Genomic DNA, 16,686 nt, shown 5'->3' with positions numbered 1-16,686 from the left:
TCCTGAGCTTCAACTAGAATAAAATAAATAGAGAACAGGTTGAGAAATCTGTTCTCTATTTGTATGTGACGTCTCTGAGTACACTGATACAAAACAACGATTTGGAGCAACAGATGAGCGACACGCAACGCAAAATTAAATGGGGCATCGCAGGGCTAGGTAATATCGCCAATCGATTCGCAACGGCAGTCACAGAACACTGTCTGCATGGTGAGCTTTATGCGGTTGCCGCGAGAGACCATACACGCGCAGCCACATTCGCCAACAAGTTTGGTTGCGACAAGGCTTATGGTTCTTATGAAGAGATGGCGAATGACCCAAGTGTTGAAGCAGTTTACATCGCTACGGTTCACCCATACCACCAGCCACTCGCCGAGTTGTTTCTAAAGAGCAATAAGCACGTATTGGTCGAGAAGCCAGCTTTCACCAATCTTGGTGATTGGCTTGAGATGAAAGCCCTTGCAAATCAAAATGGCGTGATGCTGTTAGAAGCGATGAAAACCGTGGTGTTTCCCGCGTATCGTGAGCTCCAGTCATTCTTGGTCGACAACAACATTCAGATAGACTCAATTGAAGCCAGCTTTGGTAACCATCATGACTATGAGCCCGATTTGTTTATCTTCAATCCGGATTTGTCAGGCGGAGCAACACTCGATGTCGGCGTCTATGGGCTTTGGTTCTTCTACGATCTGTGTCGAACGCTGGGTGTGAACCCTTCAAAACCTCAGGTAAAGATGTCGTGTCTTTATGAGGGGGCAAATGTTGATACCGATGCGTGCTTTACCTTCTCTGGTGATATGAACGGTAAGATATCGGCATCAACAGTGCAAAATCTTCCCCGGTCAGCACATTTGAGTGGGCCAGATACCAAGATCACGATTCACGAAAAATGGTGGAATCCGGCCTTTATTGAGATTGAACATCAAGGGCAGAAGTCGACCATCAACAAACGAGTGACGGGCAATGGGTTCGAATTTGAAATCGACCATTTTTCAGATTTGGTGCTTCAAGGCAAAACTGAGTCGAATATCCTAAGCTCAGAGATAACCTCTCGAGTTCTCGATACGATGGAAAACGCACTCATTGACTCTGGCTATCCACATTTAACTCAACCTCGTCGTTAGGAAAAGCAAATTGGGCAACCTTAAGCGCAAGCTTGAACTGTATGAAAAAATATTTCAGGCTTTTGGGCCTGGAGTATCGCATTGTCAGGTCAACCAACTGGCCACACTGCTGCACGTGAGTGAACGTCATGTTCAGACCTTACTCAAAGCGATGACAGCGCAAGGCTGGATTGAGTGGCAAGCTAGTTCAGGCCGAAGTAAGAAAGCACAGCTGACGTGTCTGGTTGAGCCCATAGAGGCGTGTTACCAATACGCACAAACCCAAGCTGACGCAGGCAACATAGAACAGGTGTTTAGCACCTTAAGCTTCAACGGCCGCAATGCTGGCGCTGAGTTACAAGCCTTTCTAAGCAATACCAATCCATCGGCGCAGAATATCGCGTATATCCCCTTTCACCGAGAACTCGAGGCTCTTCACCCTCAACGAGTACTTAGACGCACCGAACGTTTCTTAGTGATGCAAGTTTGCCAACGCCTAACCTCCGTTCAACACGGTCAACTCAGCGGCGATCTGGCTTATCATTGGCAGGCTAATCAAGATGCAACACAGTGGCACTTTCAGATTCGTAATGGTGTTCACTTTCATAACGGTCGAACACTCGAACCTCAAGACATAGCGCGCAACCTTAACTCGCTCTGCCAAAGCAAAATATGGCGTCGTTGTTATCAGCATATTGATGAGGTCTCTATCGCGGCAGGCAATGTGGTTGTCGTGAAACTGAATCAACCTGATTGGCATTTACCACGCCTACTTGCCAGAGCTGAAGCCTCCGTATTTGATCCCTCATCACCGACTGATAGGCTGATTGGTTCTGGCGCGTTCTCATTAGACATTTTCTCAAGCAATATGTTGAGATTAAGCCGCAATAGCGCGTATTCACACAGCACGCCGATTCTTAATCGAGTCGAGTTGTGGGTCTACCCGGAATGGGCACAGAGCAAAGCCTGCGCTCAAAATCAGGTGTGCGTGAAACTGCCCGAGAAAACGATCACTGTGCGTTGCGATAACCATGCTTCCCAACCGGAATTCGGCTCAACCTTCTTTAAGATTCAAAACCCAGCGTTGTCGAAAACAGAGCGCGAATTCACCGTTGAAGACACCTCTGAATGCCAAAACCTTTTCGATCAATTATCAGTATCCGGCGACAGCAAAACCAACGTGGAATATGGCCACTACCTAACTAACTACCTAACTACCAAAGACGTCGTGTTGTGTAGCATTATTGATGAGAACGACACCTTCACTTCGTGGTTAAGCTTTTTCACTCGCTTCCCGTTTGAGGACTTAACTTTACCTGCTGAGATGCTAGAGAAAATCGAACAAGGCTTAACCTCAATAACAAACCAGCCAAACTTTGAGTTAGCGATGAATGCACTGTTGGAACTAAAGCAATGGTTGCATGAATCTGGGGTTGTGACTGAGCTCAAGCAAGAGGCGTTCAACTTAGAGGTTTCTGAAAAGATACACGGCGCACAAGTGAATGGCTTTGGTTGGTGCGAACTCGATAAGTTATGGATTAGCCATTTGTAAGTCTAGTCGTGTTCAAAATAAGTCATTAGGCACAGCGACTTATCTTTAACACTCCCCTGCCAATAGCAAAGAAATGGGGTGCTAATGTACTCTCGAAGTGAGACTCAACAAATATAAGCACAAACTAAATAGCCCCAAATAAGAAGGTAAACCATGACTCGACACCTAAAAGGCTCATTACTGTTTCTTTGCGCATTCTCTTTTAACAGCATGGCAAGCACCCAATGCGACGCGCTAACAGGTTGTGAAAAGAAATTCTGTGAGATCGAATATCAAATAAAGAAAGCGGAACAGTACGACAATCAGTACAAAGTAGAGCGATTAACCACGGCGTTGGAAGCGGCTAAAGAGAACTGCACCAATGAAGGTTTGAAGGATGATCTCCGTGAGAAGATTGAATCCAATGAACAAGATTTAGCTGAATACCAAGCTGACCTAGAAGAAGCAAAAAGAGACGATAGAGCGGATAAAATCCGAAAGTATGAGGGTAAGATCGAAAAAGAACTGCGTAAAATCGATAAATTAAAGCAAGAACTGGCTAAGATCCCTTAATCGATAATTGAAACAAAAACGGTCTTACTGCTTAGTAAGACCATTTAGAAAATACCGCTTTATGACGACTTCAGAATCAACCTAGCCAACGCCAGGCGTTATTATCCTACTAGCGCCAATTCAGACTCTTTATAAATCCGGTTAGCCACTTTGTATGCCGCCGGAGACATCAGTGTCTCTTTGCATCTGCGCTTAAACTGCTCGACTTCAATCGTTTGTTCTTCCAGTAAATAGCACAGCTCACTCAAGTAGTTAGCTTCAAACACAGCTTGACCAAGTGGTGTGCATTCGTATCGGCTCGACTCTTGGTAGCCAATTGCGGTCAACACAGACTCTGGCAGCTCCCAGAACTTAGCAATGGTGTAAGTCAGGCGAATAGAATAGCTGTTCATCAGGCGCTTCAATGCCAACGAGTTAGGCGGAACAGAAGGATCTACATGTTTGAAGGCTTCTACCATCATCTGGAAAATGATCATCTTGCCTAAGTTGCGAATCAACCCAACAAAGTATGCCGCTGCTTGATCTTCTTGAGATGAAGAGTCTTTCATCAACTCCTTAGAAAACGACGCCGTCTGAACACTGTGATTCCAAATTTTCTCACCGAAGTGACGCCAGTAAATATTGTTGCCCGGCGTGAAGTTCTTCATGTAGCTATTCACTACCCCTTCTATAAGCCCTTGAGAACCCATATTTAGGAATGCTGTTTTTAGGTCGGTAACCTGTTTTTCATTGCGTTTGTAAAAGGCGCTATTTGCCAACTTAATCACATCGGCAGCCATACTCGGCTCGCGTTCAATCACTGTTAGTAGTGCGTCAACATCAAACTCGTCGCTCTGTAATTCTGCCATTAACGTGGTTACAGAGGCTGGCATCACTGGCAGTTCATTAAGCAAAGCTTTTGGAGAGCGAATCAAACGTTCGATCTGACAAGCGACAAAATCACTAAATGGGTCTGACTCCGTTCGAAGACGAGACTCTCCAAACAAATAATCAAGGAACTCACCATCGTGAAGGCTAAGCGTATTATCGACGATTAATGATGATGGTTGAGCTGACGAAGGCGGAACAAAGATTGAAGACCGAACAGAATCAGTAGCAACGATTTGTTGTTGCTCTTTTTGGACAGGCTCTGCAGAGGGTTTGTTTTTTGAATCAACAAAAGGCGAGAATAGTGCCTGCAATACCCTTTTAAACATCAATACGGCTCCTAGATGAATACAACATAGATAGGGATATATAACGGCGGTGATTATCGCACAGTTAATTAATAAACCACACAGTGACAAATGAATCATTAACTTTTCAACTGTATAAGATCTGTTACTCAACAACCTGCGAGACTAGGCCTCCTGTATTCGCCAGAAACAAAAAGAGCGAACACATAATGCTTGCTCGCTCTTACATAGATTAGATGCGTGACACTGTCTAAAGTTAGCTCTGAGCGACTTCCAACACTAACTTACCAACGTGTTTTTTCTTTAAGAACTCATCTTGCGCTTTATGGATATCGGCTAGCGGATAAGACTCTGCGACGATGGCGCCAATCTGCTGCTGCTCAATACGGTCTACTAGATTCTGGAATACCTGTGGCTCTAAAACCGTGCAACCAAAAAAGCTAAGGTCTTTGAGATACAAAGTTCGGACATCAAGCTCAACCATAGCGCCACCAATTGCGCCAGATACAGCATAGCGACCATGTGGTTTCAGCACTCCAAGGAATTCCGGCCACTTATCACCTGCCACTAAATCGATAACCACATTCACGCTACTTTCGCCTAGTGCGTTAACCAAATCCGCATCACGGGCAATCACTTCATCAGCGCCAAGTTCAAGTAGCTGTTGGTTCTTGCTTGGGCTGGTAATCGCAATCACATACGCGCCGCGAGCTTTTGCTAGCTGAATAGCCGCAGAGCCTACACCGCCCGATGCGCCAGAGATAAGCACGCGATCAGCTTCAGCTACATTGGCACGCGTCAGCATGTTTTCTGCGGTTGAGTAAGAGCATGGGAAAGACGCCAGCTCAACATCCGACATTGTGCTGTTCACCGCGTAAGCGTGCTTAGCTGCTACTTTGGTGTATTCAGCAAAACCGCCATCGCACTCAGATCCGAAATACCATGGCTGTGGTAAATTTTGCCCATAAACCTCAGTCAGACAAGGTTCAATCAGAACACGCTCACCAATACGATCAGCAGGGACTTCGTTACCAACGGCTACGATAAAACCGCACACATCAGCACCTTGGATGCGAGGGAACTTCAACGCTTCGCCAGACCAACTGGCATCGTCTGAATCATCACTTTTCGCATACCAACCAATTCGCGTGTTGATGTCGGTATTATTAACGCCTGCGGCCATCACCTTGATCAGCACTTCATTAGGTTCAATTTGAGGAACAGCGATATCTTCACGGTAACCAAGCATTTCTGCCCCTCCGTGTCCTAGCATCTCTGCGCCTTTCATTGTTTTTGGGACTTCAAAATTCATACTGTTTCCTTGAGTAATTTTGTCACCATATTCTGTGCCGATGCCACTGCTTCTTCGCCCAATACTGGCCACGCACTTGATACGCCTTCATGAAGTAGAAAGAGCTCTGAAGCGAGGTCGTCTCTTTGGCTTTGCTTAGCCATTAACGCCTGAACTTCTTTCTTATGCTCGATTACGGCTTGGTTAATTAGTTCGTTGTCAGGAAAAGCAGCCAGTGCGTTCATAGATAAACAACCGTGCGGCGCGTACTCTTCCATCCACTGTTGAAGCTTGTTGAAGATATGAGTAATCGTTTGGTAGCCCGAGCTAGGGGAATCTTCCAACAGCAGACTCAAGTAGCGCTGATGACGATGTTCTAAGGCCCCGACGATCATCGCTTCTTTTGAAGGAAAATGTTTATACAAGGTTCTCAGGCTCACGTTGCAAGCGGTTTTCAGCTGTGCAACGCTCGGTTCCGCAAAACCTTGCTGGCTAAACGCCACTTCAAGGCTTGCTGCAATCTGTTCTCTCAACATAGTGCTCTCTTAATACTGAATACCAATCGTAGTAAGTAACAGTGATAGGTATAACAACAGGTAGAATGGTTGCTCTACCCACAGAGTAGAACGATCACTCTACCCGTGTCAATGAGATCTTTTTATAGAGCCCTAAAAATGAAAAATCCCGGATCCAATTAGTAGATGCGGGATTTCAATTATCAAAACCACTAGATTATTGCTTAGTGAAATTAGGATTCAATCAGTGTTAAAGAATCCAAAATCCCTTTTCCACTGTGGATTCCACCTTCATTTTCGCTGGCAGGTTTGCTGCGGATTAAGTAGCCCGCGTAACCGTCCAATTCGGTAACGGGTTTGCCTTGATAGTAAGCGGTGAATAGGCCGACTTCGCTGACTAAATCTGTCACTAGCGTTTGTTGGGTGTCACGTACAGCAATGGTCGGCACGTCACGCTCATGCGGGTACAAGCGCTGCATCAATGCCCACGCGTCGTACTCTTCTGGTTTAAGCTGGCTCAGTTGTTCGCTGATGTCGTCACCAAAAACACAATGACCACCGCCCTCGCCTTGGTTTTTCAAAACCCACTCTTGCTTATCAGCTTGGGTGTTAAACCATTCAATCGATTCACTGGTGATAGGCTTCATATCAGCCAGAACACTCTTGACCAGTTCGGCTTCTTCTAGCGTTAAACCCCAACGTGCGTATTCTGCTGCTGGCATCATGGTCAGTAACATTTGCATGGTTTTACTGGTCGCTAATTGCTGGCTTATCGTCGCGTTCATCGCGACATGGTGTTGCTCCATAAACAAGCGAGTCTGACTTAGCGTGTGGCAACAAACCGACTCATCTAGCTCGGGAGCCCAGTAATCTGAATACTGATAGCCCGCTCTTAGGTACACCACATCGACAGCGCCGACATCTTTCAGTAACAAGCGTTGATTATCACCTGATGAAAGCTGACAGCTCAATTGTTCAAAGGTGCGACGAACCGTACGTACACCCTGCTTTTTCAGTTCAATTTCGAGTAGGTGTTGATCGTAAACATTGTCTTCATTCTTTTGCACTACCATCAAGAATGTTGGCTTATCTGAATCATTAAAGTCAGCTCGCACTTTTCTTGCTGAAGTCGCAATACCATAAGCCAACTGCGTTAAGCCTTGATTTTCAGCAGGAGTCGCAGATTTATCTTCAAGCCAGCTCTGATAAGTCTCAGGCCATTGATTTTGCATGTAATCATGGAACTCTGTGGCCTTTTGCCCAAACGGAGCCATTCCTGCAGCAATGCCATTAAACTCAATCACTTTTGCGCCGTGTTGACGGTCATCCATGAAATCAGTGCGCATTAATAGCAATGGTTGGCGAGCTGGGTTCAAGCGCTCACCCGCACTGCCATGGGCTTGTTGATGCAACTCCATCAAGCGACCAAAAAACGGATCGGCTTTCGCCATATCGCTCAATGATGACTGTAAAAAGTCGTGGTCTTCAGAAACATTATTGATGAGCTTGGTGATAAGCGGTGTTACCTTCAACAAGTGTTCATAAACCTTACGCTCCATTGTCATTGGAGCCAAACTGAACGGGCAATGTCTCGCGGTATTGTCAGCTTGTCGAAACGCGACGCCGTGCATGAGTGCCCACTCACACGTATCTTCAATAATTTGTTGCGGAATCAATGACATGAGCATTGGATTCATTTTAGTCTCTCACTATTAACTGGAATTAAGCGCTCTACTAAGACGATGCCCACTCTAAAAAGACGAAAAAAAGCGAAAAACCTTTCACTTCTTTGAATACTTCAGTTGATGACTCACATCTGAGTGTCTTGGGTCTTATTGACGATCAGATCGCGCAACCATTTGTGGCTCGGTTCTGAATCGAAGTATTTATGCCACAATAGGAACAAACCTCCCGGTACCAAATCAACCGGAACGGGCTTCATCACCAACTCTCCGCTATCAATGTAATCGCGTACCGAGTTGTATGGATAACACATTAACAAGTCGCTCTGCTTGCACAGCTTGATGGCACTGGTGATATCTGAAACGTTAGCCGCCTTGTTGATCTCCAGTTGCTTAGAATTGAGCACCTCCATCAATAGCCAGTCACCCGCACCTCCTGTCACCAACTGTATATGTCGATATTTCAAAAAGGTGTCGAGATTCCACTCCTCTTGCAACGCAGGATGGTCATTACGCATCAAACACACCGAGTAATCCAAGCACAGCTCAACGTAGTCAAGCGCATCAGGAATACACTGCACGTGGGTAGAAGCGCGCTCATCCAGCTCAAAAATACCGATACCAAAATCCACTTCACGCTTTAATAATCGCTTGAAGCTATCGCTGCTCCACGTTGAACTGTTAACGGTAATATGAGGCGCATCCGCGAGCGCGGTCGGCATAAAGTGCGGATAAATCGCCGTGTAGGCGGTTTCGACAAGGTCTATAGTGAAGGTACGCTCACTGTCTTTAGGGTCGAAAACTTCGGGAACGGTCAGCTTTTCGATTTGCAGTAGGATTTGATGGATCTTAGGCGCTAACGCGAGTGCTTTGGGTGTGGGAAATAGCCCTTTGGATTCACGCTCAAACAGCGGATCATCAAACAAAGCTCTCAGCTTAGTGAGCTGTTTACTTACCGCAGACTGGCTCAAAAAGAGTCGCTCTGCTGTTTTACTCACACTTCGTTCTTCAATAAGAACATGTAGGCAAAGCAGCAAATTCATGTCGCATTTAAGTAAGCTTTTAACATCTACCATGATATTCCCTAAATTCAGGTTAATGATGATTAATTGTCACTTTAAATCATATCATGGTCTTGGTAAATTTAGCGCATGTGAGTTAACACGCTCAAATAATAATAGAATTAAGGAATACTCATGGATTTTCTAGCACTACCAAAGATTGATTTACACTGCCACCTAGACGGAAGTGTTCGCCCAGATACGATTATTGACCTAGCAAAACAGTACAATATCGAACTACCTGAAGATCGCGACGCGGTTGTTCAATCTCTAACGGTGCCAGAAGATTGTAAAAACCTAGATGAGTATCTGGCTTGTTTCAGCCTGCCACTACAAGTAATGCAAACTGAAGAAGCGATTGAGCGTATCTCTTTCGAGCTTTACGAAGACGCTGCACTAGAAAACGTTAAGTACCTAGAAGTTCGTTTCGCACCAATCCTGCACGTAAACAAGGGCTTGTCTCTTGATACGATCATTGCAAGTGCAGTAAAAGGCATGAAGCGCGCAGAAGAGAAATACGACATCAAGGGCAACTACATCATGTCTGTGCTTCGTATGTTCCCGAAAGATTCTATCAAAGACGTGATCGACGCAGGCCAACCTTACCTAGGTAAAGGTGTGGTTGCGTTTGATATTGCTGGCGGTGAAAAGCCGGGCTTCTGCGCTGAATTCCCTGAGTACACGCAATACGCTCTTGAAAAAGGCTACCGCATTACAGTTCATGCTGGTGAACAATGGCACGGTCAAAACGTTTACGATGCAGTAACACTGCTTGACGCTGAGCGTATCGGCCACGGTGTTCACATCCAAGGTAACGAAGACGCGTACAACATCGTTAAAGAGAAGCAAGTTGCGCTTGAGACTTGCCCAACAAGTAACGTTCAAACTAAATGTATTCACAAATTCAGCGACCACCCAATTGCTGAATTCAAGAAAGACGGCATCGTTGTGACTATCAACACAGACAACCGTACTGTGTCGAACACAACCATGACTAACGAAGTGAAGCGTGTGTGTGAAACGTTCGGTCTAACTAAAGAAGACTACGCAGAGATCTACAAGTACTCTGTAGACAGCGCTTTTGCTTCAGACGAAGTGAAACAGCACCTAATGGGTTTCGTTGAGCAAATCTAATTTGCGAAACATAACTTAAGCTGCCTAGCCTTGTATTTAGACAGATAATGTATTTAGGCAGATAATGCATTTAAGGCTCTCAATTTTTTGAGAGCTTTTTTTTGTTCTATTAAATGGAATAAAAAAGTCGAGAATATAAGCATCGGCACCCAATTGATACCGACCCTTTTCACATCATCTATCACTCTTTTCACTTAAAAATAATGACGAGCAAGGTGTCAAAGACTAGTGTCACATAGAAATCATTTCTGCAGGGTTTGATCATCACATGAATATTAGTTACGAGCAGGTACGGACATTTGTTGCCGTTGTCGAGACAGGATCGTTTAGTGCAGCTGCTAGGCACTTAAACAAGCACAGAACAACGCTTGGTCAGGTCATTAGTAATCTAGAAATCGAAACGAACATGACTTTGTTCGACCGCAATGGAAAATTCCCAGTGTTAACTGAGCATGGTCATGCACTGTTTCGGCACGCCAAAAGCCTTAATGACAGCTCGATAGCATTCGAAAATCTATGCATGACTATTGAGTCAGGCGTTGAGAGTAACATTACGATTTACCATAGCGGATTGGTTCCATCAGAAATGATTGCATCCGTAATGATGGATATAAGAAAAGAATATCCTTATGTAAATGTGCACTGGCTTCATCGAAGTACTGATCAAACAAGGGATTCTCTACAAACGGGAGAGACTGATTTGGGCATTGTTCTGCTAGATAACAATACCCAAGGCGCAAGCTCCACAGACTATGTACATCTAATGAGCATGCCATTCAAGGTGGTCGCAAGCCCATCTTTTTTCCCTAATTCAAAACAAAAGCTAAACGCACGAGATCTAGGTGCACATCGTCAGATACTGCTTGAAGACTACAACGATATATCTAGGAAAATCATCGTTTCTCCCAATATCCAAAAAATAGAAAATATTAGTATTTTCATCGCACTATTGACGTTAGGTGAAGGTTGGGCTGTTGTACCCGCACACATTGTCGAAAACGAATTAGAACTCGAAAAACTCATTGAACTCAACGTTGAAGAACTGAATACAAAGCTTAGATTTCCATTAGCTATTTGGTCCATGAACCAATCGCAAAGTGGGCCTATTCGAAGCAAACTAATAGAATCGCTGTGCATTCATGCCCGACAATATGAGGGTCTAACCCTACAGATGTGATTATAACCTGACGGCGAAGTGACTTACTCTGGTTGCAAACCAAACAACCGGACAAGAACGTGAATCTAGTACCAAAACTTTCAAGTGTCATCTTATTACTGATTACCTCGGGCTGCGCTTCATACAACGACGTATGTGGTGAGCCTCAAGAAGATTGGTCTGTCGTCGAATTTGCAGACTGGACAGCTTGTAGAGATAGGTTAAAAACGTTTCATGACGAATTATCGGCATTAACGACCTCTTCAATAGATCGCAATCAAAGTTACTCATTCTAAGTCATCACGAGTGGACACTCACCCAAAGCCTAGAAACAGGCGACAGTATTTTTGAATACAACTTTGAAGAACATTGGAATATGGTTCAATTCAATGTGTACGAGCTCATGGGTAAAGAGTTTCGAGTCGATCTAATGAGTAGACAAATAAGTGAGTTGCCCATTTAGCTAGTCATCACACAATAATTATTACTATTGTTCATCTATGCATTCGTGGACAACGCGAAATTAATGGCTAGCTTGAATAAAAACAGGAAGAGAAAGGCTGAGGCTTTTCTCTTTTTTTATGTCTAATTATCCGTATTCTAGTACCCATGTTGACTAGTGAGGTGCAAGCGATGAAAACGAAAACAGAACTCGAGAAAATGCTATCCGGCGAGATTTTTGATGGTGCAGACCATGAGATAGACCACATTCGCACTCACGCTAGCAAGGCGCTATCAGACTTGAATCAATGTTCAGACGATACTCAGCTACCAAGTCTTCAGGCTAACCTGTTTGGTAAAGTAGGCAGCAGCGTTGTCCGTCCCCCGTTTCATTGTGAGTTTGGTAAAACCATTGAGATCGGTGACGACACCTTTATCAACATGAACGTAGTAATGCTAGATGGTGCGAACATCAAGATCGGTAGCAATGTATTGGTGGGGCCAAGTGCCCAATTTTACACGGCCTCTCACTCACTGGATCACCTCAGTCGTCGTAAGTGGGAGACTTTCTGTCTACCTATTACAGTCGAAGATGATGTTTGGATTGGCGGAAACTCGGTCATCAACCAAGGCGTTACAATTGGCGCTCGCTCTGTTATCGCAGCGAACTCAGTGGTTAACAGTGATGTACCACCAGACTGCTTATACGGTGGCACTCCAGCCAAGTTGATTCGGCATTTGAATACTGAGCAACAAAGCGACTAGTTCAGAAGCAATCTAAGAAAGGCCATGTTTATCACTCAACATGGCCTTTCTTCCACTGATAAGGTGTAATCCCATTTGCTCGCTTAAACGCTCTTATAAATTGTGAGGCATCAAATAGTTTTCAGGTCTAACAATAAATAGAATAAATACATAAAAATTTAGAACATAATTATATAATATGATTACGCTTCAATAATTCCACTCTCTATTTAACTAACCTCCTCACTCCTTATAACAAGGTTTTCACTGGTCACCAACTCAATGAAATACCAGTCACTCGCGAATATTTTGTGATATCAAGCTAGACTAAATTCCTAAGTACAGCTTTTTGATACTTCCCACCTAATAAATTAACCTCTCTAAAGAAAACTTTTACTAAAAACCATCGTTAACTTAATTTTATGCATCAAAACAATTATACTCATCGCATACTGACAAAGAGATAAAAACTAATAATATTGAGTAAAACTTGTACAGATAGCAACAAGTAAAAATCTCAAGCTTGGTAGTTATTTAACTCATAGTAAATGTTGGAAATGTTTGGAACCAGAATCACAAGAGTAGGATTCTCTTGAATTTATTATCAGGGATGCTGACAAAAATAAAACAGGCATTGTTAGATGAATAATTCCGCAACGTATTTACTTGCTGCTTTACGAGAAAAAATCAAAGAGAAAGGGATTTGTTATTCCGACCTCTCTGTTGGGATGGCAATTCCTCTATCAACTATTAAAAGGCAACTGCACAATACGTCTTTGGGGCTAGACAAAATACTTTCGTATGCCACTCATTTAGATACTGACTTGGTAGAATTATCTATGCGAGGCAAACAGTTACAGCAAGATAACGAACAATTCATCACCGATATCAACAGTGAAATATTTAACCAGCACCCATATTTGTTTGACTTTTTGTATCTATTACGACGAAAAGAATGGTCACCACAAGATATTGCCAGTAAATACCGACTGAGCCATACGTCAGTCGCCATATATTTTCGCGCATTAGAAATGATGGATTATGTTGAATTAAAAGGTAATGACCAATACCGATTCAAAGATCAAGGTCGTTTTATTTTTGAAGAAGGTTCTAAGCTTGATACTTTATTCGCTAAACGTTTTCGAAATGAAGTTTTCAGCCATGATGTACGTCCCCCTATCTGTATGGGAAGCATTGCTATTACTGAAGAACAAGAAGAGAAACTGGCGAACGAAGTATACAACAAACTGATTGAGTTTGATGTACAAAACAAGAATGGTGAAGGTAGCGAACGACTCAGAAATGTATTGATGACCTACACACCAGGCAATCAGATATTTCTTTCTGATACGATTCCAAATATTGATGGTGAATTATTAAAATCCATATCGATGGCAAACGAAAAATAATTAATTACTTGTTATTTAAACAAGTTGAATAAATAAAGAATAGACGTAAATAAGCGGTCTTTTCTGATACCAATAAGTGAAATAAATAAGGCTGAATCTTCATCACGAAACTCGGCAGGGCATGTCTCGACCTTTTTTCGCCTGATCAGGTTCAAAAATCAATAAATTAAGGATACAACATGCAGTTTAAAACGTCTCTATGTGCGATTGCTGTCGGAGTTGCTCTAACGCTAAGCGGATGCAACAGTAGTGATAATAGCTCGAATATAGATGCTCCACTTAAAGCGGCCGAATTCCACAACACCATCGATCGTGCAGGGGTACCAGTGGCATTACGTGATTTACACGGCGGTCACCTGCGCTACATTCCAATGTTCGATAACGGTTCATGGCACGGCCACACATTAGACACCAAAGGCGGTGAAATCACTCTTGGTGGTACAGCACTGCTGACCGAAGAATACGTGTCATTCATGGCTGCACGTTTTGACCGCTTGTCTCTGACTGTTGATGGTCAGGTTATGCCGCTAGAACTGACAAACGCATACTCACAACCTGGCGCGTTGATCCAAAAGTATACTGGCGAGAACGGTATTGAAGCCGAGCTAGAAATGCGTTTTGTGACTAATCGAACTTCTCTTGTGAAAACCACCATAAAGAACCCAAATAAGCTGGATGTTCAAGGTGAATGGGATGGTGAGTTGATGCAAAACTATCGTGCTGATGATGGCACGGCATACAAGAATGACGACAGCACCGTTCGCAGTGTTGAAGATGCATACCCTACTTACTCACGTGAAATCGCGGCGACAGAAAATGGCGTAGATGTGTCTTTTGGCGCAGTTCGCGATTCCTGGTCGTTGCTGACTTCTGGCGATTCAAAGTTCGAAGTAACGCGCTCTATCAAACCAGAAACTTCTACCATCAATGATGACAAGAAAGGTTTCGTGCAAACGGCCTCTCTAGGCGATGGCGAAGAGATCACGTTATACACGGCTTACACTCACGTTCAAAACACCAAAGAGCAAGCGTCTGAGTTTGGAAAACTGAATAAGGTGATGGCCGATCCAAAAGGTTACATGCACGATTCAGCCATGCGTTGGGAAGAATACCTAGAAAACGGTCTCACCAACGATGCGGCTTCAAAAGAACATGAGTTTGTTGCAGTAAAAGCAATGGAAACATTAAACGCGAACTGGCGTGGTGCTGCGGGTGCAATTGATCACGACACCGTTACACCTTCCGTTACGGCCCCTTACTTCTCGGGCAACATGACATGGCCGTGGGATACGTGGAAGCAAGCTTATGCGATGTCTCACTTCAACCCAGATGTAGCGATGGAAAACATTCGCACGGTATTCCAATACCAAGTGCAATCTGATGATCCAGTACGCCCTTGGGATGAAGGTTACCTGCTTGATGTTGTGACATACAACCTACCAGCAGAACGCTGGGAAGGCATGTCAGCGGAATACAAAAAAGTATTCCCTCAAGCGACCGATGGCCTGAACTGGAATGAACGAAATACCAAACCATCACTGGCAGCATGGGCGGTATGGGAAGTGTATACCGCTCTGAAAGACGAACATAATCGTCCAGAAGAAGCGCAAAGATGGCTGGAAGAAATGTATCCGAAGCTAGTTGCGTTCCACGATTGGTGGTTACGTGCTCGTGATACCAACAAGAACGGAATACCGGAATATGGCGCGGCAAAAGACCCAATCCACACGGTTTTTGCAGGTGACGTGAATGACGGTTCTTGGGGATCAGATGCGTCTGTTGACGATATGAAGTTCCAATACAAAGACGAAGCTAATGGCGACCAGTGGATCAAAGAAACTAGCATAGAGAAGTACAATGAATTGCTGACTTCTGGTGATTACACAGCGATGAGTATCCCAGCGAAAGTCGCAGCAGGTTGGGAGTCGGGGCGTGATAACGCAGGCGTGTTCGGTTTTATCGACACCATCGACAACCTACAAAGCATGGCAGAGCAACCAACGCAAAAAGAAGCAGAAGTGATAGACCAAATGGGTCGCTACGCTCATGACACTAATGGTTTCGACAATACGTATGACATGGCGATGGGTACAGACGGTTCAGTGGTGACTTACCTTGATGACTCGGTTGGGAACATGAACAAACTGGCTCAGGCGAAGAAAGATTGGGAAGTGAAGTTCAACGAGAACACTGACGATTCAAACAACTTATCAGGTTATTCACTGATGCAAGAGTCGGTAGATCAAGCCTCTTACTGGTACTCAGACAACCTATACCTGTCACAAATTGCCGACGTATTGGGTAAAGCCGACAAAGCCGCTGAGTTTGCAGAAAAAGCATCCGACACCAAAGAGTACATCAACCGTTGTATGTACGATGAGTCAACAGGCTTCTACTACGATATCGAAGTGGTACCAAATGGGCTCCCTAACCAATGTGCAGGTCCGGTACTGGTGAAGCGCGGTATGGGGCCTGAAGGTTGGTCACCACTATTCAACAACGCAGCGACGCAAGAACATGCGGATAAAGTCGTAGAGAACATGCTAAATACCAGCAAGTTTAACTCACCTAAGATTCCGCTAGGTACGGCATCAATGGACAACCCCGCTTACGGCCCTGACATTTACTGGCGTGGTCGCGTGTGGCTGGATCAGTTCTACTTTGGTGTACGCGGTATGGACAACTATGGATACGGTGTGGAAGCGCGTCAAATGGTCGACAAGCTATTCCAAAATGCGCAAGGCCTAACAGAAGCTACCCCGATTCAGGAAAACTACAACCCAGAAACGGGTGAGGTTCAGGGCGCGAATAACTTCTCTTGGAGTGCAGCGCACCTTTACATGTTGTACAACGGTTTCGTGAGTAAATAGC

Annotated in this window: 14 protein-coding genes; 9 read left to right on the top strand and 5 right to left on the bottom strand. The window is 44.3% G+C overall.

Annotation, left to right across the window (positions count from 1 at the left end):
* The first annotated feature begins 113 nt into the window (after positions 1-113).
* From AACU28_RS01540 to AACU28_RS01530, 3 genes are all read left to right on the top strand, one after another.
* Positions 114-1,124, top strand: coding sequence for a Gfo/Idh/MocA family protein (locus tag AACU28_RS01540; protein ID WP_121602182.1), 1,011 nt, complete (start codon positions 114-116; stop codon positions 1,122-1,124).
* Positions 1,125-1,134: 10 nt separating this feature from the next.
* Positions 1,135-2,655, top strand: coding sequence for an SgrR family transcriptional regulator (locus tag AACU28_RS01535; RefSeq protein WP_121602181.1), 1,521 nt, complete (start codon positions 1,135-1,137; stop codon positions 2,653-2,655).
* 153 nt (positions 2,656-2,808) lie between these two features.
* Positions 2,809-3,207: a DUF1090 domain-containing protein gene (locus AACU28_RS01530; protein ID WP_121602180.1), complete on the top strand. Its 399-nt coding sequence runs from the start codon at positions 2,809-2,811 to the stop codon at positions 3,205-3,207.
* A gap of 101 nt (positions 3,208-3,308) precedes the next feature.
* Here AACU28_RS01530 and AACU28_RS01525 read toward each other — a convergent pair whose 3' ends face one another.
* From AACU28_RS01525 to AACU28_RS01505, 5 genes are all read right to left on the bottom strand, one after another.
* On the bottom strand, positions 3,309-4,403 hold the full coding sequence (locus AACU28_RS01525) for an HDOD domain-containing protein (RefSeq protein ID WP_121602179.1): 1,095 nt from the start codon (positions 4,401-4,403) through the stop codon (positions 3,309-3,311).
* 235 nt (positions 4,404-4,638) lie between these two features.
* Positions 4,639-5,694: an alcohol dehydrogenase family protein gene (locus tag AACU28_RS01520; protein ID WP_121602178.1), complete on the bottom strand. Its 1,056-nt coding sequence runs from the start codon at positions 5,692-5,694 to the stop codon at positions 4,639-4,641.
* A complete protein-coding gene (locus AACU28_RS01515; protein WP_121602177.1) occupies positions 5,691-6,209 on the bottom strand; it encodes a TetR/AcrR family transcriptional regulator in 519 nt (172 codons plus the stop codon). Before AACU28_RS01515 ends, AACU28_RS01520 begins: the two co-directional genes overlap by 4 nt.
* A 212-nt stretch (positions 6,210-6,421) precedes the next feature.
* Positions 6,422-7,876 carry a glutathione synthase gene (locus AACU28_RS01510; RefSeq protein ID WP_121602769.1) on the bottom strand — a complete coding sequence of 485 codons (1,455 nt, stop codon included), beginning with the start codon at positions 7,874-7,876 and terminating at the stop codon, positions 6,422-6,424.
* Between the two features lie 122 nt (positions 7,877-7,998).
* A complete protein-coding gene (locus AACU28_RS01505; protein WP_017082825.1) occupies positions 7,999-8,946 on the bottom strand; it encodes a LysR substrate-binding domain-containing protein in 948 nt (315 codons plus the stop codon).
* Positions 8,947-9,066: 120 nt separating this feature from the next.
* Here AACU28_RS01505 and add point away from each other — a divergent pair, with 120 nt between their 5' ends.
* The 6 genes from add to ygjK all read left to right on the top strand — a co-directional run bounded on the left by add (position 9,067) and on the right by ygjK (position 16,685).
* On the top strand, positions 9,067-10,065 hold the full coding sequence (add, locus tag AACU28_RS01500) for an adenosine deaminase (protein ID WP_017085530.1): 999 nt from the start codon (positions 9,067-9,069) through the stop codon (positions 10,063-10,065).
* A gap of 268 nt (positions 10,066-10,333) precedes the next feature.
* Positions 10,334-11,242, top strand: coding sequence for a LysR family transcriptional regulator (locus tag AACU28_RS01495; protein WP_121602176.1), 909 nt, complete (start codon positions 10,334-10,336; stop codon positions 11,240-11,242).
* 32 nt (positions 11,243-11,274) lie between these two features.
* Positions 11,275-11,517 carry a hypothetical protein gene (locus tag AACU28_RS01490; RefSeq protein ID WP_147434300.1) on the top strand — a complete coding sequence of 81 codons (243 nt, stop codon included), beginning with the start codon at positions 11,275-11,277 and terminating at the stop codon, positions 11,515-11,517.
* Between the two features lie 337 nt (positions 11,518-11,854).
* Positions 11,855-12,427 (top strand): sugar O-acetyltransferase, encoded by a 573-nt coding sequence (locus AACU28_RS01485; RefSeq protein WP_121602175.1) that lies wholly within the window; start codon positions 11,855-11,857, stop codon positions 12,425-12,427.
* 620 nt (positions 12,428-13,047) lie between these two features.
* Positions 13,048-13,815 carry a transcriptional regulator gene (locus AACU28_RS01480; RefSeq protein ID WP_121602174.1) on the top strand — a complete coding sequence of 256 codons (768 nt, stop codon included), beginning with the start codon at positions 13,048-13,050 and terminating at the stop codon, positions 13,813-13,815.
* A 179-nt stretch (positions 13,816-13,994) separates the two neighbouring features.
* Entirely contained in the window at positions 13,995-16,685 is a 2,691-nt protein-coding gene (ygjK, locus tag AACU28_RS01475; RefSeq protein ID WP_121602173.1) for an alpha-glucosidase, read from the top strand.
* The last annotated feature ends 1 nt before the right edge of the window (position 16,686 follow it).

The organism is Vibrio sp. SBT000027 (assembly GCF_963894355.1).
GTDB classification, from domain to species: Bacteria; Pseudomonadota; Gammaproteobacteria; order Enterobacterales; family Vibrionaceae; genus Vibrio; species Vibrio splendidus.
The sequence above is the reverse complement of the archived record's forward strand: the minus strand, read 5'-3'. Positions and strand labels throughout refer to the sequence as shown.